This window comes from Actinoallomurus acaciae (assembly GCF_042429965.1).
GTDB classification, from domain to species: Bacteria; Actinomycetota; Actinomycetes; order Streptosporangiales; family Streptosporangiaceae; genus Actinoallomurus; species Actinoallomurus acaciae.
On record NZ_JBHLZP010000018.1, the window covers coordinates 18,116 to 35,922 of the forward strand.

Annotated in this window: 11 protein-coding genes; 5 read left to right on the forward strand and 6 right to left on the reverse strand. The window is 66.7% G+C overall.

The window, feature by feature from the left end; genetic code table 11:
• The first annotated feature begins 4 nt into the window (after nucleotides 1-4).
• The 4 genes from ACFFNX_RS04610 to ACFFNX_RS04625 are packed head-to-tail and all read left to right on the forward strand — an operon-like array spanning nucleotide 5 to nucleotide 8,832.
• Complete coding sequence (locus tag ACFFNX_RS04610) at nucleotides 5-1,606, forward strand: PD-(D/E)XK nuclease family protein (RefSeq protein WP_378195613.1); 1,602 nt, start codon at nucleotides 5-7, stop codon at nucleotides 1,604-1,606.
• Nucleotides 1,603-2,475, forward strand: a complete 873-nt coding sequence (locus tag ACFFNX_RS04615; protein ID WP_378195616.1) for a pPIWI_RE_Y domain-containing protein — start codon at nucleotides 1,603-1,605, stop codon at nucleotides 2,473-2,475. Before ACFFNX_RS04610 ends, ACFFNX_RS04615 begins: the two co-directional genes overlap by 4 nt.
• Nucleotides 2,468-6,136, forward strand: coding sequence for a pPIWI_RE_Z domain-containing protein (locus tag ACFFNX_RS04620; protein ID WP_378195620.1), 3,669 nt, complete (start codon nucleotides 2,468-2,470; stop codon nucleotides 6,134-6,136). The genes ACFFNX_RS04615 and ACFFNX_RS04620 overlap by 8 nt, the downstream gene beginning before the upstream one ends.
• Nucleotides 6,136-8,832, forward strand: a complete 2,697-nt coding sequence (locus ACFFNX_RS04625) for a pPIWI_RE module domain-containing protein (protein WP_378195624.1) — start codon at nucleotides 6,136-6,138, stop codon at nucleotides 8,830-8,832. Before ACFFNX_RS04620 ends, ACFFNX_RS04625 begins: the two co-directional genes overlap by 1 nt.
• 358 nt (nucleotides 8,833-9,190) lie before the next feature.
• Here the strand turns inward: ACFFNX_RS04625 and ACFFNX_RS04630 are convergent, their stop codons facing one another.
• The 5 genes from ACFFNX_RS04630 to ACFFNX_RS04650 all read right to left on the reverse strand — a co-directional run bounded on the left by ACFFNX_RS04630 (nucleotide 9,191) and on the right by ACFFNX_RS04650 (nucleotide 16,962).
• The gene (locus ACFFNX_RS04630; RefSeq protein ID WP_378195627.1) at nucleotides 9,191-9,670 is read right to left on the reverse strand and encodes a peroxiredoxin family protein; all 480 of its coding nucleotides are present in this window, start codon (nucleotides 9,668-9,670) and stop codon (nucleotides 9,191-9,193) included.
• Between the two features lie 25 nt (nucleotides 9,671-9,695).
• Nucleotides 9,696-10,802, reverse strand: coding sequence for a lactonase family protein (locus ACFFNX_RS04635; protein WP_378195632.1), 1,107 nt, complete (start codon nucleotides 10,800-10,802; stop codon nucleotides 9,696-9,698).
• Nucleotides 10,803-10,926: 124 nt separating this feature from the next.
• The gene (locus tag ACFFNX_RS04640) at nucleotides 10,927-15,087 is read right to left on the reverse strand and encodes a hypothetical protein (RefSeq protein ID WP_378195635.1); all 4,161 of its coding nucleotides are present in this window, start codon (nucleotides 15,085-15,087) and stop codon (nucleotides 10,927-10,929) included.
• Between the two features lie 65 nt (nucleotides 15,088-15,152).
• Entirely contained in the window at nucleotides 15,153-15,353 is a 201-nt protein-coding gene (locus tag ACFFNX_RS04645) for a DUF397 domain-containing protein (RefSeq protein WP_378195638.1), read from the reverse strand.
• A gap of 208 nt (nucleotides 15,354-15,561) precedes the next feature.
• Nucleotides 15,562-16,962, reverse strand: coding sequence for an FAD-dependent oxidoreductase (locus ACFFNX_RS04650; RefSeq protein WP_378195641.1), 1,401 nt, complete (start codon nucleotides 16,960-16,962; stop codon nucleotides 15,562-15,564).
• A 131-nt stretch (nucleotides 16,963-17,093) separates the two neighbouring features.
• Between ACFFNX_RS04650 and ACFFNX_RS04655 the strand changes: the two genes are divergently transcribed.
• On the forward strand, nucleotides 17,094-17,372 hold the full coding sequence (locus tag ACFFNX_RS04655) for a DUF397 domain-containing protein (RefSeq protein ID WP_378195644.1): 279 nt from the start codon (nucleotides 17,094-17,096) through the stop codon (nucleotides 17,370-17,372).
• A gap of 22 nt (nucleotides 17,373-17,394) precedes the next feature.
• Here the strand turns inward: ACFFNX_RS04655 and ACFFNX_RS04660 are convergent, their stop codons facing one another.
• Nucleotides 17,395-17,634 (reverse strand): hypothetical protein, encoded by a 240-nt coding sequence (locus tag ACFFNX_RS04660; protein WP_378195648.1) that lies wholly within the window; start codon nucleotides 17,632-17,634, stop codon nucleotides 17,395-17,397.
• Nucleotides 17,635-17,807 lie beyond the last annotated feature (173 nt).

Genomic DNA, 17,807 nt, shown 5'->3' on the forward strand with positions numbered 1-17,807 from the left:
TCTGGTGCGGCGGCAGTACAAGCCGGCACCTCCGCCGCTGGAGGGTGTGATCGTCGCGCCTTTGATGGCCGTCCTCAACGTGATCGAGGACGAACAGAACGCGATGACGCTTGACGAAGCGTGCGCGTTGCTGCCGAGACTCGGCGAGCCGCGGCGGGAGGTCGGTGGTGACCGGATATCGCCCGTCCACTCCGGCCTCATGGCCTGGACCAGGGTGGCCGTGGAGAACTATCTGGCCGCCCTGACGAACGACGCGGGGTTGGCGGGTGTCGCCGGGTTCTCCGCTACCACACCGTGGGTTCGCCAGTATCCAGCGGCGAACGGCAACGCCAGGCCGTTCGAACTCTGCGTATGGGGCAGGCCCTATGTGTACTCGCGTGGTGGGCAGATCATTCGAGAGCTCAGGGTGCCCGCCATCAAAAGGGCGGAGGACAAGCATCTTTCCGAGGAAGAGATCGCGGTGATGGCGTACGTGCTCGCAACGGGTGTCGAGATCGACCGGGCGAGATTCATGGCGTCGAAGGCTGCTTTCCTGGCCGGAGAGATTTTCCCCTTGCGTCTCCCCGACCCGCGATATCTCTCGACCTTGCCGCCCGACTGCATCCGGATAGTCAAGGTCGGCTTAGCCGATGGACGCTCTGAGACCGTCTTCGACGAGCCTCGAGCAGTCGCGGAGACGCTTTTCGCAGAGCGCGGATCAGCAGCATTGCGCAGCATGCTCTCCGATGGTTCACTCCGGCCGGGCCGCGATTGCTACGAGTGCAAGATCCGTCCAAGCTGCCGAGCCTTGCACCAACGGCCTGGAGTACTGGGGATCGAGCAGCCACGAGCCTGGCGGAGCTGGTCGGTAACCGTCGGGCGTTACCACGCCGACTGCCCGGCGAAGGCTCACTTTCGGCAGTTGGGCCTCCCCTCCGGCGACGTACAGGAGAATCCTAAGCCAGTCAGGCAGGGCAAGGCCGTCCACGACTGGATGCGGAGGATGCATAAGCGGACACCCCCCAGGCCCTGCACGGAGGACGATCTGCCCGACGATCCCGATACCTGGGCCGCGGAAAGGTGGGCCCTACCAGCGGATGACTCCCGAGCCGCATGGGACATACTGCGCATGCACCTGGAGGTCTGTCCGTTCACGGGCATCAACGCGGATGACAAAGGCCGGCCGGAACAGACACTTGTCGTCGAAGACCGGAGAGCCAATGTCCTCGTCATCGCGGATGCGGACCTGCTCTACCGCAGAAATGGTTCATGGAGTTATCGGGAGGTCAAAACGACGGCCAAAGTGCACCGCTTCGGTGGAGAGGAGCTGCTGGCCGAGTATCCGCAGCTCGCTCTCGCGGTGCTGCTCTTCGAATCGGGAGAGATCCCGTTGGGGCCCTCATCGGTCATCGAGCTGGAAGTGCTGCGGAGAAATGAAGCAGACATCAGACTTGTCGATCCGAGGTCGGAACGAATCCGGGCAGAGGCCCGGGATGTGATAGCCGCGCTTGCCGGGCCTTGGCATTCCGACACGGAGTTCGCTCCGACGCCGTCGAAAAAGATATGCCGGTCATGTGGTTACCAGCGCTGGTGCTCGGCGGCGGAGACGGAGGATTCCAAGATATGAACGAGCAAGAGGACGAGGAACTCTTCCGTTCGCCGAATGTCCTCGACAAGCTGGTCGATGGAGCGTTCGATGAGGAGGAATCGCTGCGGATCCTTCGTATGGTCGCTCTCACGGTCCACGATCTGGCGGATTGGCCTTCGGGTAAACCGTTCGAACTGCCCTACCCGATGCTTGCCCAGCGGGTGGTGGACCGGATCGCCTTGGTCGGTGCCATCCGGCACCCGGGTGGCGGTACAGCGCAACAGGTTCCGCGATCCCTGCCAGAACTCATGGCCTACTGCCGGGATGTGGACCTGGAGGACTGGGCTTTCCTCAGATTGCCCCTAGACGAACAGCTCTCTGGCCGGCTGGTGACGCCGGAATCGGACACGCCGTCCGAGCTTTGCGTGCGGCTGGCAGCCGGCTTGACCGGGCGGGAGGCTGCGGACGGAAAAGATGTCGAGCGGTTGATTATGAGGGAGATCCGGAACTTTTACCGAGACAACGAAGTCGCGGACGGATACTGGGAGTTCCTCGGAACGGTGATCGAAAATCCTGTCCTGACGACCGGCATGAGAGCCAGATTGAAGATGCGGCCCATCGGTGGGCTCATGCCGAACGACGAGCTGTTGCGGATGGTCTACATCGACGTCCAACCCCGATACTTCGACGATTCCAACCGAGCTGCTGCATGCGCGGTATGCGGGCTCCTGATGGTCGCGGGCCAGGGCCGATGGCGATGCGAGATCGAAGCCTGCCCCGGGCAAGGCAGGGGGGCGGCCGGAGGAATCCTGAACCGTGACGAGGGCCTCCGACACGTCACACGCCCGATTCGCCACCTGCTCGTCGCGCCGCAGCGCATCACATCGTGGAGGAATGCCAATGCGTGACACGAGGGCGCATCTGGAAGAGGCCCTGGAGATGCTCGCTGCGCCGACCATCAAGGAATTCAAGGAACTCTGCGCGCAGGGACTCGATTATCGGGTCGAGCTCGGCTTGCATGTCATGGAGCTGGTGGATCCCGCCCTTCGGCCGATCGACGGCTGGACGCTCTTCGGCGGTTATCCGTTCGGTAGAGCCAAGGGGCTACTCGACGATACAAGATATCGCGTGCTTCGAGCCGCTCGCCATCACCTTGCCTCGATGCACCGCAGGGAAGTGTGGCGGTCAACGCTAGAGGCATATCTCAAACTGTCCGAACGGTTCCGCGAGTTCTCTTTTGCACCCGATCTGACGCGCCCGGCGGTGCGCTTGAACCCGGCCAAGGCACCCGGAAGAGCTGCCGTGTACACCCACCTGATCAGCTCGATGCCGCCATTCACCAGGAGCGGTCTGCGGCCCGCACAAGCCGGTCCGCACCGGTTCAAAGGGCAGAGCTTCGGCTGGGAGGATGTAGTCATCCCAGCCGACCTTCCGGTCGTCGCACCGCCTGCCATGCGTCTGGAACCTGTCCCCGGCAGATCCGCCTTCGACGAGCCGGTGGCGGCACTTCGCACGACGGCCCGGCAGATGGCCTGGCTGGACTCTGAAAAAAACGGCGCCGGTTCCTCGAAGATCCTAGATGACTGGGAGACGCGCTTCATCAGGATGCAGCTCTCGACCATAGGCGGGCCAGACGACGAGCGATTCCATGACGCGGACCGGCTCGTCATCGACCGGTTACTCAACCTCATCGGCATCCCGGGCGTGGGCAAGAGCACGCTGCGGGACATCATTGCGGTGCACGCCGTGACCGTGCTCGACCAGCGGGCCGTGCTCGTCGTCGGGGATGTCGCGGACGCGCTCAAGGTCGCCGAGCGATTCAACCGGCTTCGTGAGAAGGCCGCTCACGTCGACTTGGAGAAGAATCCGGAGTACGCGTCCTGGTCGAAGCTGCGGGCTGTGCCCATCGTCGGCACATCACAGCGGGACAAGCACATCACTCGGCTGCACCGACGGGTCAACGGCCGTTGGCCGAACCCGCTACTGCACGATGATGCCGGATTCGAGTACTTCAGCACCGCCTGTGCACTTAGCGCGTTGAGAGGCGCGGAAGCCGAGCGTGCGCTGCGTTTCCGTGAGGCTCCCTGTTCTTCGTTGATACCGCTCAAGCCGGCGGATGAAGGTGAAGACCCTCCCCTCGAAGAGGAACGGAAGCGACGGTCCTGCCCGCTGTGGGCGAGTTGCGCGCGCCATCATGCCGCCCGGTCGTTGCCCGACGCCACCGTTTGGATCGCCACTCCCGAGGCTCTCGTGGTCTCGTCCCTACCGGCGCAACAGAACCTGGAGCGAGTCCGGTATCTGGAGGCCGCCTGCCTCAACAGCAATTTGATCATCGTTGATGAGGCGGACCAGGTGCAGATCCGCTTGGATCGGGTGTTCGCGCCTGCGGCGTCCCTCTACAAGAGGGGGGACGACTCGTGGCTCGACGGCATCGCACGGCACAGCTTGGCAGTGCTCGCGCGAGAGGGGCGGATCCAGTTGGAGGACACCTACGTTCGCCTGTGGATGGGCGCCTTGGACATGGTCGCGACAACGGCCAACAGGATCTACGCGATGCTGGTCGAGGACGAATCCCTCCGCGAGTGGGTCGGGTCGGACCTGTTCAGCGTGTGGTCGTTGCAGCTAAGCCTGGTCAGCCGTTGGCCGGCGACGCGTCTGCAACGCGATGTCTCCTCCCAATCACGACTGCTGGGCTGGCTGGACCAGGATCCGAAGCAGCAGCAGGTGATCAGGGACAAGCGTCGAGAAGTCATGCTGAAGATCCTCGACGACTTCCGGGACGACCCCGTCGGTGACGCAGACGAAGCCGAGTTGGCGAACGTCACCCCTGCGGCCGAGACCCTACGGCTGTCAGAACTCGCCCGCCGTCTGGTCACCAACAGTCCGGGCAATCCTCGCGCCCGTCGCGAGGTCGCCGATCTGCTGGCGTCATTGGCAGGCTTCCGCGATCCGGACACCCTGGTCGAGGACCCGGAGAACTCACTCGACGCGGTGACCCTGGAGAACGTCCGCCAAGAGCTCGAACTGGAACGGCGGAGATTCGAGTTCACGATCCTTCTGGCCATCATGCACGATCGGCTGAATCTCATCACCAGCCTATGGCCGCGGATCGAGACATCGCTCAGCCTGGACCCATCGGCCAATGCGCTCTACCACAGCTCTCCGGCCGACTTCGCGGCGGTAATCCCTGAATCGCCGATGGGTGACATCCTCGCGTTCCAATTCGTTCCGGATGGGCACCGCGGCTTCAGCAACACCGGAGAACTCCGGTTCATCCGCTATACCGGGCTCGGCCGACGGCTCCTCAAGGCACTCCCCACGCTGCATGCGGTGGACGACAGCCACGGACCGAACGTCCTGCTGATGTCGGGCACAAGTTGGGCGGGCGCGTCCACCCGCTATCACTTGGAGGAACCGGTCACCGCAGTCCTCCACGCCACCCCGGGGCAGGCTGGCCAGCCGTCGCCTCTTCCAAAGATCTTTATGGAGACCACCTTCATCTATGACCGCGTAGAAGGTGCCGACAGTGACACTCCGAAGAGGCCGCTCTACTTCTCGGGAGCCGGAGACGACATCCGTACCGACATCCTGCGAAAAATGGTCAGAGGCTTGACCGAGCCGGACCCCGGCCACGATTGGGGACTCTCGAAGTTCCAAGCGGAGATCAACAAGCTCCCCATCGGACGAGGAAGGCTGCTCGTCCTGACCGGCAGTTATCGCGACGCGGCGGTCGCCGCGGTGACGATCAACGAGTCGAAAAATTGGAAGGACGAGGTGTGTCTGCTCATCTCGGACGACTACGACCCGATGGTGGACGGGGCGTTGTTCGATCTCGATCCTAACAAGGCGGTGCCAACGCTCCGCCGGGGCGAGGTCGCGTCATTCGCCGGGACCGGTCACAAGATTCTCGTCGCCCCGCTGCTCTCCGTAGAACGTGGCCACAACATTCTGAACGATCAGGACAAGGCCGGGTTCGGGGCGGTCTATTTCCTGTCCCGGCCCTTCCCTCAACCCGGAAACATCGACGTCCTGGTGCATGCCCTCAATGACTACACGACCCGCCAGATCTGCTCGGGCGGTGAATTCGAAACTCGTGTCGGAAAGGCTCCGACTCTCGACAAGGCCGGACTGGACTGGCGCAAGACCGCTCGTGGTGAGCTGCATCGGTTGGCCAATCGGAGGATGAGCTGGCGCGGGCTGAGCGCCGCCGATCGCGAATACCTCACTTGGGACCTGATGGTAACGCTATGGCAGGTGATTGGAAGGTTGACGAGAGGCGGAGTGGATGCTCGGGTGCACTTCGTTGACGCCGCCTTCGCACCGAAACGGGCCGAGGGGACGAGAGGTGACCGAGCCTCCACGAGCCTGCTCGTCAGCATGAGGGATGTACTTGCGCCTTACTTCGGGAATCCGACGTGGCAAAAAAAGATTCCCGCACATCGTCTGGAGGTGGATGCCGCATCTAGGTATCTCGCCGAGGCACTCTACCGGCCGCTTTACGACGGCCTGAAAGCTCTGCTGGATTCCGAACCCGCGCCCATCCCAGATCATCGTGGGGAGGTCTTCTGATGGCCTACAACACGATCGAATTGGGCGCATTCAGCGTTCGTACCGATGCCGAAGCGCACTTCTACATCTTATGCCTTCCGCCACGGCTCCGGGAGGCACTGACCGAGTTCTACCGGTCAGGTCTGCCTGAGCGACGTCGGAGTGAGTTCCACAGCTTCCCGATCCGTTCCCTGAATGCGCTTCTCCCGCTGGCCGCTCCAGACGTGCTGACGACTGGTAGCCGGGTCGCGGCGGCGGACGACGTGCCTTGGCTCTACAGCCAGCATCCGGTCGACGTCACGCTCATCCGCGACCTGATCGGTATTTGGCTGCGAGGGTTGTCTGGCGATGAAGCGCTAAAGGAATGCGCACTCGCCGAGCTGAACTCGTCCCGGCTCCGTTGGGAATACGAGCCCGTGGACCTGACTCGTCGGGAGCTCGGTGGAGGCGGTACAGCACTGCCGGAGCATCGTCTGTACAGATTGTTGCCGGATCTCTGCGGCCGTCTCATCAGAACTCGCGACGAACCGTTCGTCGGAGGCGGCGGCAGGCCCTGGTCGTTTCTGGAGACACAGACCGGCGGCCAGGGAGCCGAACTCGTTTCCTGGCCGCCGTGTGTCGAGCCTGACGGAGCCTTCTCCTATCTCATCACGATCACCCTCCACGGCATCCCGTTCTCTCCGGTTCCTCGGCTGCATGTTCGGACGGGCGTCAGAAGATGGGTGACCGAGGTCGACAAAGGCGGAACGATCTTTACCCGCGGCAGGGCGGCATCGGTCTACCTGGTCTCGGAATCGCCCTGGCCCGGAACAAATGCTGACACCCGACGAATGGCCCGTCACCGTATCCGCTACTCCTCGGCGACGGCGAAATACGGTTGGCTGCCGGTCGACCGTATCGATCTGCTCCCAACGGCGAGCTTGATCGAGAATGAGATCGATGCAGCGCTGTTGAGTGAACAGCCGGAGGCTTTCCTTCTAGGGCTGAACGACTTGCGAGTGCGGGCTGCGATCGCATACAGCAACGTGATGGGGAAGCACGAGGTGGGGGCAGGTCTCATGTCTGCGGACCGCGCTCCGATGCTGAGGTGGGTGGGGGAGGCCCTCTCAGAGGTCGTAGAGCGTGTACCTGTCTGCACCCGCTCGAGATCGAGCAAGCCGGCGAATCTTCCGGTCGCTGCTCGAGTCCCGAAACGGACAGAGAAACTTGAGGCCGCCGCCATCCGTGCGGCACACGCCAGGCGTTCGGCTGACGATGATGCCGCCAGACGGCGGAGAATGCTCGGCGAGATGCTCGGAGAACAGCCGTTCGTCGCCCGGATCTGCCATCAGGAGCAGAAGACCCTCGATTCCGCAGTGGACTCGTTCCGTTCTCTGCTGGGGCTTGCGCCATGCGAGCCGGTTAACGGTGTCTGGCGCTGGCGATGCGAGGAGATCGCCATCGTGCTCCAAGCCACTCGTGCCGGCGATCTCGTCAGGGCTTTAGAAGTCGGTGCCGTGCACCTGGAATCCGGCGAGTTTCGTGCGGCGCTCAGGCGCCGACGGAAGGAGACGGCCCACGCGGCCCTGGTCGGGGGGCGTAAGCCCGACATCGTCCTGGTAGAAATCGAACGCACTTTCAAAGTTCGTTGGTCCGATCCGAAGTTCGCAGTCAGGCTCGGCTTCGCTGATGCCGGGGTGGTCAGTCAGTTCGTCCAGACGCCGGCCTCGAAATCGCTTGAGAAGAATATGTCTCATCGAGTGGAGAAGAGTTGGCTGGACAGCTTCCGGCAGTTCGGCCTTGCCCGAGTTCCGGAGCACACTGCATCCGGTGTGCCCGAGGACCTTCAGTATCTGGCCGTCTGGATGGCCAAGAGGCAGCGCCACGGGCCGACCCGGAGATCAGTGCAAAAGCCTGTGGCGGTGAGACTTCGTCCCGGCGGTGGTGCTGCGGCGGTTGAAGGGTGGAACTCAGATGCTCGCCGCTGGGTTCCCTATCGGAAATTCCTCCTCTGGCTCGCGACCGGGGTCTCCGAAGAGATGGTCGAGGATCATCTGGAGGAAATTGGCGTCGTGCAGGACGAAGCAGATCTCGATTCCGCCAGGGCCATCAGGCGTCGAGAGACGACGGCCTTCCTGCGTTCGATGTTGTACAACCTGCGCAACACGCCCACGTTGCTGCTCTCCCACGCACAGAACATGCGGGATTCCTGGACCTGGCTCAACCATGAGGCACTGGCTCTCGACAAGATCTGGCTCGACGACGGGGATGCCGTTCCGATCGATCTGTGGGGTTGCGGACTCCGGCATGTCAGGGTTCGGGACAGTGCGAGAGACGAGACCCCCCAATGGCATGGATCAGGCGAGCAGGAGGGGATTCCCGCCGGGGTTTGGAGAGTGGGAGGCGACCCCAGCGGCCGGGTCTTCTACAGCAGTTCAGATCGGCCGCATACTGCGAAGAACGCTACGGTTACAGCGCGCAAGGAGGGGACTCGCGTCAATCAGAAAGAGAAAGTGGTTCGGGATACCGGCGTCACCGCCTTCAACCCCAACTTGCTCGAAATCGTTGTGGCTGCCTGTCAGGCGGGAGCTAAACCGGATCAGCCGCAAGAGTGGGCGGACTGCGTCCATCAGTTGCGGTTCGCCCCCGACCTCGATGCACCACTGAAAATCCCTTATCCGCTGCACATGGCAAAGCTCGCGGTCGAGTACGTACTTCCTGCTGACGACGCGGACTGACACCGTGTACCGCTTCAGAACTCGTCGCTGCCGTGGTGACCTGCAGTTTGGGCACGGTGACCGTCGTTTCCGCGACGGCGATCGCCGACCTGCCACGGCGGTGCCGGGTGATGGTGTCGAGCCATGACCTGAGTTCGGCGACCGCGGTCGGAACCAGGCTCCGTACCTTGCCCGTGGCGATTCGGTTGGCCACGTCCCCTGCGCACAACCGTCCGTGTGCGGCCGCGTCCGGAGTCGGTCACCAGCGGGGGCGGCCGTCGGGTGAAGTCACCGTACGGGTCAGCCGTCCGGCGGCCGGGCCCTCTTATCCGCGGGTGCGGGCGGGAGGCCACGGCACGCGGCCGTGGCCTCCCGTCGTTCAGGCCGCGTGCTCTCGCACGTAGCGGATCAGGCCGATGACGTCCTCAGGGACGAGTCGGCCGATGGCGCCGCTGGAGTACACGCTGACGACCGACCGGCCGTCGGCGTCGAGGACGAAGCCCGTCGACTGGAGGTACTTCGGGTCCTCGTTGACGAACGCGCCGGTCGCCTCGGCGATGGCGTCGGCGTCGGCGCTGTGCCCGAGCGGGAACGTCAGGCCGTGCTTGTCGGCCAGGGCTCGCGTTGTGGCCTCGTCGTCCACGGACAGCGCGACGACCCTGGCGTCGAGTTCGGCGAGCTTGTCCTGGGCGCGTTGGAAGGCCCGCAACTGCGCGTTGCAGTACGGGCACCACTGCCCGCGGTAGACCAGGATGACGCCGAAATGGCCCTGAAGGTCGTCGGGCAGGACGAGCGAGCCGCCGCCGACGCGCGGGACGGTCAGCGTCGGAAAGGGGTCGCCCGGTCGTAGAAGAGTCATGTTGTTTCCTTTCATCGATCGTGTTTCAGCCGGCGGCGATGCCTTCGCCGCCGGTGGCGCCGGGCACGGTCACCGTGCCGAGCCGGGTCAGGGAGCCGTCGGGCGACGTACGGAACTCGTCGACGACACCGTCCTTGCCCGCCTGGACGTAGACGTCGCGCCCGTCCGAGGAGACGGCGGCGTCGACGGTGCCGGGGTCGGTGGACGTCAGGCCGGTGCCGGTCAGCGAGCCCTCGCCGTCGACCCGGTAGCCGGACAGCGTGGCGCTGCCCGCGTTCGACGCGTACACATGGGCGCCGTTGCGGACGACCCAGCAGGTCGCCGCCTGGCCGGTGGCCGCCTCGTCGATCGCGGTGACGGTGCCGTCGCGGGCGATGCGGTACGTCGCGACGCTGTTGGTGCCCGCCTCGGTGACGACGAGGTGCCCGTGGGCGTCGAAGGTGAAGCCGAACGGCGAGGAGCCGGCCTTGGTGTGCACGACGGGCCTGGCCGCCGGGCCGCGGACACCGACGCGGAAGACGTCGATCGCGTCGCCGTTGCCCTGCGTGGTGACCACCAGCTTGGACCCGTCCGGGGAGAAGGCGACCTCGGCGGCGGCGTCGCCGTCCTCGGCCAGGCCGAGGGCCCGCTTCCACGCGGGGACCCGCACCAGGCGTTGCCCGACCCGGAGGAAGCCCTGGACGGATCCTCCGCCCAGGCCGTTCAGCACGTACACCGTGTTCCCGTGAACGGCGACGCTGTTGGGGAAATCACCTCCGGTAGAGACGACCTGCGTACGTTCGAGGCGGTCGCCGTGGACCGCGAACACCGTCACGGTGCCGCTGCCCGCGTTGACGGCGTACAGCAGCCCGGCCCGCCGGTCGTAGGTCAGCGAGCCCTGCGAGGTGAGATGGTCGACGACGGAGCCGGCGGCCACGCCGCCGAGTCCGCCGGTCGGGTAGACCCCGGCCCGGGTGAGGGTGCCGTCGGCCGCGCGGTGGTAGGCGACGACGGTGTTGCCGCCCGGGTTGTCCGTCTGGACGAATACCGGCGCGCCCCGGTGCGCGGTCGCGGCCGTGGCCGGTACCGCGGCGAACGCCACCACGGCCGCTGCGGCCAGACCGGCGCCGGCGGCGCACGTGATGATCTTCATCATGCTCCCCTGCGAATCGGATGATGCTTTCTCGGACAGGGGTTGGTGTCCGCCGTCCCGGCCGGGCTTACGCGGGCCGGGCGATGCGTTCGCTTCTCGTAATGTCGTCCGTCCCCGGCCGCCGTCACCCCGGTCGGACCGGGAGCCTGACCACGGCGACGGAGACGCAGTAGTCGTCGACGTGGGGGTCGGGGCTGTGGCTGTAGCTGCTGTCGCGCCACGGGTCGTCCTGCCGGTGCTTTTCGTGAGGGACGACGGTCCGGAAACGGCGGGGATCCCAGGGGCGGATGACACGCGTCTCGTTCAGGTCGTCCGGGTCCGACAGTTCGTGCAGCCGCACGTCGTACGGCGGCGGCGTCGCGGTGAACGCCGCCCAGTGCGGACCTGCCGCACCGACCTCCTCGTGTACGCCGGGCTCGGCGAGGGTGATGGGCTGCCCGAACCTGCGGACGGCCGGTTCGGCACCGTCATGAGCGACGACGGGTTCGCCGTACTCGGTGATCTCCCCGTTCTGAAGGATGACGGTGAGATCGAGCGCGAGGTACGGGCCGATCAGGCGCTTGGCCATCTCCACACCGCGTGGGTCCTCGTCGTCGCGGAGGATGTCGCGGATCTCGTCGTCGTCGACGGCGCCGACGACCTCGCGGATGTGCTGCCGGTCCTGTTCGCTCAATACGTCCGGGCGATCACGGACCAGCGTGGCCAGCGTGTCGCGCAACCGTTCCGGCGTCGCGATGACGATCTCGTTGTCGAGCAGGTACGCGCCGCCGACCGTGGCGAGGACCGCGTCGTAGAAGGACCGGGGACCGGTCAGCGTTGGACGGATGGCCAACGCCCGCGCCTCCGCCGTCCTCCTCTGGCCTTCCGAGAGAGGCGCGTCACCGGCCGGTGCGGACCTGACCGGGGTGACGTCGACGGCATCGATGGACTCGATCGTCGACGCGGCGTCTCCGGCGGGAACGACGGCCCCCCACCCGGGCTTGAGTCCGGCGCCACCCGTGAACGTGATGCGAGCCACCACGATGGGCGGGCCCCCGGCCTGGCCATGGCGTTCGGCCTGTCCGTCGGATCCCAGGACGACCACATCGCGTCCCAGCGCGCGGGCGATCGCGTCGATCCCCAGGATGTCGACCATCTGTGGCCAGTGGTCGGGTGAGGCGAAGCCCTCCGCGATGTATCGCGATGCCTCTCCGGAGGCGATGTGGTCGAGGATCTGGTCGTGCAGTCTCTGCTGGTCGACCTGCGCGAGTGTGTCCGGGAAGAAGTCCTCGATGATGCGATGCTCACCCGCGAAGCGGTAGGCCGCGTTCGCCAGCGGCCAGTCGAGCAGGGACGACCCGGCGGGCAGGGAACGGATGTGGTCGGCGACCGCCCGGCGCAACGACATCGCGTCGGTGATGTGCGCGCCGTCGACGACGACGGTACCGCCGCCTGCCGCGATCACCGCTTCGAACATCGCGTTCGCGCCCGGAGCGACGGGCTCGACGCGTGCTCCGTGGCCTTCGGCCCGCTTCCGCTGCGGCTCGGAGACCGTCACCGATGCCGACTCGGGGCCGACGACCGGCCGGCCTTCGGTCTCGACCGTGTCGGCGGCAGGCCGGACGCTGTCGCCGAGCCCGAGGTCCTGAGCGGACAGGGTGGCGCCGTTCGCGTCGATGAGCAGCGCGACGCCGCCCGACCTCCACGACCACGGGACCACTCGCGCCGCACCGGGGCGTTCGGGGTCCGGCTCGACGCGGTTCAGGGCCTCGGCGGTCCGAACGATCACCTCGGCGTGCTGCTCGCCGAGGAATATCGCCATTCCCTCCCTGGGCATGGCGATGATCAGATCGGATTCGGAGGTCACCGTGACCCACCGGGCCGCCGGCACTCCCGGAAGCCCGGACGGGACCGGTCCGCCGGCCGAGGTGATGGCTGCGCCGTCGTACGCACCGTGGAGGAGCCGTACGACCTCGACGGCCAGGCCCACGTCCAGGCCCGTACGGTCGCCGTCGGCCCCTGCCCACGCGTCGAGCCATGTGGAGTCCAGATTCTGGATCCGGCTCAGGTCGTTCACCCGCGGGGACGGGCGAGCGGTCGCCTCCTGCCCGGTCGTGAGCGCCAGCCAGTGCTCCCGCTGCCGCCGTAGCCGGCCGAGGACGGGATCGGGCCCGCCGCCGAGGAGACGCCGCCCGCGATCGTCGATCGCCTGGTTCAGCCGGATCAGCAGAGGATCGGCCTGGCTGGGGCCGGCCAGACGCGAGGTCGGCCGGTAGCGGGTGTGTGCCGGTACGAGGGCACTCCACTCCGGAGCGGCACCTCCACCCCTGGCGATGTGAACCGGGCGGCCGGTCCCGTACCGGCCGACGACACCGCCGGGGTGATGCTCATGCACGGCCAGGCCGAACCAGTTGAGCAGGAACGGCGCCGCCGCCGTGGCGAGTTCGGGCCAGGGCCTGGTCTCATCAAGGGCCGCGACGATGTCGCTCAGCGCCTGCCCCGTGCCGAACCTGTCGTCGGACGACTCCGTCCGGTCCGATCCATCCGCTTCGCGAGCGGCGTCATAGAGGGCCTGTACGACCCGCCACGTGTCGAGATCGGTTCTCTGGGGGTGCTGGATCCGTTTCACCAGTTCCCGGCGGAGATCGGCCGGCTCGGTGACATAAGCGCCCTCCGGGGTGCTGACACCGCCCCCGGCCGCCCACAGCACGGCAGTGAGGAAACCGTCGAGACCGGACAGCGCGCCCACCGGATGGAGTTGGGGACTCCGCTTGGGCCGCCCCAGCACGGTTCCGGTGAGGGGCGGTGACTCGGCGCCGGCGGGCAGGTCCTTGAGCGGGTCCGGCCCCAGCACTTCACTGAGGCCGCCCGCCACATCCGCGGGGCGCGTGCCGGCGCCTCGTGCGTCTGCCGGGCCGACCGGCGCCAGGCCCATCCAGGCGCCGGTGTTCGTCCTCGCGACGAACGCGGCTTCGGCCGAGAAGGCCTCCTTGCCGTCCGCGTCGACGGCGCGGATCGGCAGGCCCAGGTAGTGATGTGCCAGATGCGGCCACAGCTCACCGACCTCATCCGGCCCGTCCACGCCCCTGATCGCGTCGAGGAGCCGCATGAGGATCCCGCTCGGGGCGTCCCCGTACTCGCCGCGTCCGGCGACCTCACCCTCACTCGTCCCGGACGTGGTTCCCAGGAGACGAGAGGCGAAGGGGAGGTTCAGGACGGCGCGTGCTCCGTCGGCCTCGACCTTCCGGATCAGATCGAGACGCAACGCGTCGACGTTGCCGGCCTCCGGGCGCATGATTCCGGTCGCGCGTACCACCGCCGCCAGAGCCTCCAGGAACCGGCCACCGTCCTGACCTGGTCCGACGAACCGCATTCCGTTGTTCGCGGCCCAGGCCACCTGTCCGGCCGACAGTCCCGCGAACGGCCGGCGTGCCTCGGTCGGCGCGGCGGAGGTGAACGTCGGGTTCCCCGCGTCGTCGACCGTGCGGAAGACCACACTCGGATCGGGCCAGGAGTCGTCCCCCGTGCCCCGTCTGGAGGACTGGAGCGTCCCGTCGGCGTTGACGATCAGTAGCTGCTGGCCGGGGTCGCCGCCGGGGCTCGGCATGTTCTCTCTCTGGAGCCCATCGGGCTCGGTGACCGCCTGGCCGCCGACACTCCCCGGAGCACCGATCGCCGACAGCGGCGGTCCGTGCCCGGGATCCTGCGCGGGCCCGTCGAGAGCGAAAGCCATGCCCCAGGAGCGAGCAAACCGAACCGACGTCCAGCTCAGATTCGGGGGAAGGCCGCCCGGGCGCGGGTCCGGCACGAGGCCCGTCTCAACGATCGTGTCGCCGCCGCTGACGGTCGGCTCGGCCGCCTGTACCGGCTCCGGCACACGGGTCACGGCCGGATGTTCGACGGGCTCGGAGGCGGTGGGTACGGCGTCCAGGTTGGCGATGGGGATGAGACCGCGCCCGGAGCCCGTCTCCCCGGACGTGGGCGGGGCGGCCGGGGAGACGGGCTCCGTGGTGACGTAGGAGCGCAGAGCGTTACGGAGCTTTTCCGTCCGCGCGGCCGTGGAGAAATCTTGTCCTGTATTCCCCGCCTGGAGCTCCCGCTGCCTGATGGCTTCTTCGAGGCCCTTGCGCATCGCGTCCGAGGTGTCGGCCATCAAAATCTGGGGGGCGTTCGCGTCCGGCTCGGCCGGCGGGCGGAAGCTCGTGATGTTTCCGGCGTCGTCCGTACTGACGTCCCCCGGCGCGAGTTGGATGCAGGCCGACACGCCATTGCTCCGGATCGACTTACGCCAGTTCAAAATCGTCATCACCTTTGGTCCGAAGCGCGATGAGACCGGAGCCTGCCGAGCCGTCCGGCGTCGATGGTCCGCGTCTATATTTCGATCTCGTCGAACTCGCCGTCTTTGGCGCCCAATATGAACGCCTCCCACTCATCCGCCGAGAAGTACAGAGCGTCGCCGCCGGGGTCGAGGGCATCTCGCAGTACGACGAAATGGTCGCCACTCTTGTGCTCGACCGGTACGTCCGTACCGTCGATGAACAAGACCTCCACGGAATGGATGACCTTACTCATGCCGCCCCTTCTTCCTGCGTCGCGTCAATTGAAGCACCTGATCGCGCGAGTCGAATGCGGGCGGCCCGGCGTACGGCCGACGGCGTCCGATCGGCCGGTGAATCGGGCACCTTCGATCCATTCCGGTGGCGGCCACGGTCACCGGATCTCGCGGACGGCGGTCGAGTTGATGTGCGCCGGGGGCGTGGTGGGACCGCCTCGAGGGGACCTACGGTTCGTCGGCCCGCACGATGGTGGCGAGCACGTCGTTGAACGCCTCGGTCGAGCTGGGGTGCGTGTAGACGGCGTCGCGCAGTTCGGCCGCGGTGACGCCGTGCCGCATGGCGAGTGTCACCGTGTTGATCAGCTCCTGGGCGTCGACGCTCAGCAGCGCGGCGCCGAGGATCTGGTCGGTCTCGGCGTCGATGACGAACTTCATGAGCCCGCGGGTCTCCTCGACGACGTACGCCCGGGGCATCGACACGATCTCGGCGACGGGCTGCTCGGCGATCCTCAGCCGGTGTCCCGCCGCGCGGGCCTCGCGCTCGGTGAGCCCGACGGTCGCGAGCGGCGGGGTCATGAACAGGGTGCGCGGGATGGCGACCCGGTCCGTCACCGAGCGCTCGCCCTTGCCCGTGAGCTGGTCGAGGACGATGCGGCTGTCGTCCAGGGAGATGTAGGTGAACTGCGGTCCGCCGTTCACGTCGCCGAGCGCGAAGATGTGCGGCCGGCTCGTGCGGAGGTGCTCGTCGACGGCGATCGCGCCGTTCTCGGTCGTACGGACGCCGGCCGCGTCGAGTCCGAGCCCGCGCGTCGCGGGCGCGCGGCCGGTGGCGGCGAGGATGGCGTCGGCCTCGATGCTCGCCCGCCGGCCGTCCTTGGCGTACGTGACGGTCGCGCCGCCCTCGCCGTCGCGTACCTCCTCGACGCGGACGCTCGTGACGATCTCGATGCCCTCTTCGGACAGGATGTCCCGGGCGGCCGCCGCGACGTCGTCGTCCTCGTGGGTCAGGATGTCCGGGCCGGACTCGAACAGCGTGACCTGCGAACCGAACCGCTGGTAGATCGAGGCGAACTCGATCCCGAGGTAGCCGCCCCCGATGATCGCCAGCCGCCTGGGCAGCCCGGTGGTCTCGATCAGCTCGGCACTGGTCAGCAGGTACCTGCTCTCCTGGAGACCGGGGACGGCGGGGATGACCGGCTCGGAACCTGTGTTGATCAGAATGGTCTCGGCCGTGACCGTGAGGTGGTCGTCGCCGGTCCCGACCTTCACGGTGTGGTCGTCGGTGAACACGGCGTGGCCGGTGACCACCGTCACGGTGTCGGCGCCGTTCAGCGCCTCGAAGTTGCCGCTGCGGAACAGCGATGTGAGTGCCTGGACGTCGCCCACCGCACGCTCGTACCAGGCCTGGATCTCATCGTCCGGGCGGCGTTTGCCCGATCGGTGGACGAGCGCCTTCGTCGGCACGCAGCCCACGTTGGGGCACGTGCCGCCGTACATCCGATCCGACTGTTCCACCAGGACCACGCGCTTGCCCTGGCGCCCCATCGCCGCGGCGACGGCCTTACCACCCTTACCAAAACCGATAACGAGGATATCGGCGCTCAGTGCATTATTTCCGCCCGTCATGCGTCCAGGCTAAACATATTTTAGCCTGAGTGCTAAGGAACCATCGGCTTCGCTTTTGTGGACGAAAGTTCTTTCCTGTCTCCGGCTGGTACGTTCTTCCGTCGATGGTCCGTGTTGGAGAAGGGGCTGGAATGGACGGGATTATCGAGGCGGCGGAAGTTCTCTTCGTCGACGGCGCGGATGTGCCGATCGACCACAAACACGCCGAGCACATGGTCGTGCTGCGTGACGCGGACGACCCTGACGCCGTCGCGCTGTACTACACCCCGAACGAGTGGGAGGCGTTCCTCCTCGGGGTCAAGGACGGCGAGTTCGATGACATGGCCGTGGAGTCCGACGTGCCGGAGAGCGCCGAGACCGGGGAGCCCAGGGCGTTCCCCTGGACCGGTCGCCAGGCGCCGCCCACGTAGGGGCGTCTCGTGGGCCCGGCTCTCACAGGACGGCCTCGGCGAGCCGGTCGACCTCGTTCACGTCGTCGAGTCCCGGGAGGAGGATCAGCTCATCGGCGCCGATCGCCGCGAAGGACTCGATGGTCTCCTTGAGGGCGACCGTGTGCGTGCCGGCGGACCGGGCGATCTGGTCGGCGTGGTCCGGGCCGATGGCGAGGTAGTAGTCCCTGAGGTTGGCCCTGCCCCGGTCGGCGTCCCCGAGCACGAAGTAGGCGAGCGCCACCAGTTTCGGCGCGCCCTCGCGGCCCCGTGCCTCCCAGGCGCGCCGGGCCCCCTCGAAGTGCGGCTGGACGGCCGGGGCCGGGACGGCCCCACCGATATAGTACTACATAGCTAGATCTGGATCGTCTGGAGGTGTAGCCGTCGTCGGAAGTGGTGTCTGCGTGCTGTGGCTTG

Bases quoted from the DNA above. Each gene is read 5' to 3' on its own strand.
- ACFFNX_RS04615 (WP_378195616.1), top strand. From the start codon at position 1,603: ATGAACGAGCAAGAGGACGAGGAACTCTTCCGTTCGCCGAATGTCCTC.
- ACFFNX_RS04620 (WP_378195620.1), top strand. From the start codon at position 2,468: ATGCGTGACACGAGGGCGCATCTGGAAGAGGCCCTGGAGATGCTCGCT.
- ACFFNX_RS04625 (WP_378195624.1), top strand. From the start codon at position 6,136: ATGGCCTACAACACGATCGAATTGGGCGCATTCAGCGTTCGTACCGAT.
- ACFFNX_RS04630 (WP_378195627.1), bottom strand. From the start codon at position 9,670: ATGACTCTTCTACGACCGGGCGACCCCTTTCCGACGCTGACCGTCCCG.
- ACFFNX_RS04635 (WP_378195632.1), bottom strand. From the start codon at position 10,802: ATGAAGATCATCACGTGCGCCGCCGGCGCCGGTCTGGCCGCAGCGGCC.
- ACFFNX_RS04640 (WP_378195635.1), bottom strand. From the start codon at position 15,087: ATGACGATTTTGAACTGGCGTAAGTCGATCCGGAGCAATGGCGTGTCG.
- ACFFNX_RS04645 (WP_378195638.1), bottom strand. From the start codon at position 15,353: ATGAGTAAGGTCATCCATTCCGTGGAGGTCTTGTTCATCGACGGTACG.
- ACFFNX_RS04650 (WP_378195641.1), bottom strand. From the start codon at position 16,962: ATGACGGGCGGAAATAATGCACTGAGCGCCGATATCCTCGTTATCGGT.
- ACFFNX_RS04655 (WP_378195644.1), top strand. From the start codon at position 17,094: ATGGACGGGATTATCGAGGCGGCGGAAGTTCTCTTCGTCGACGGCGCG.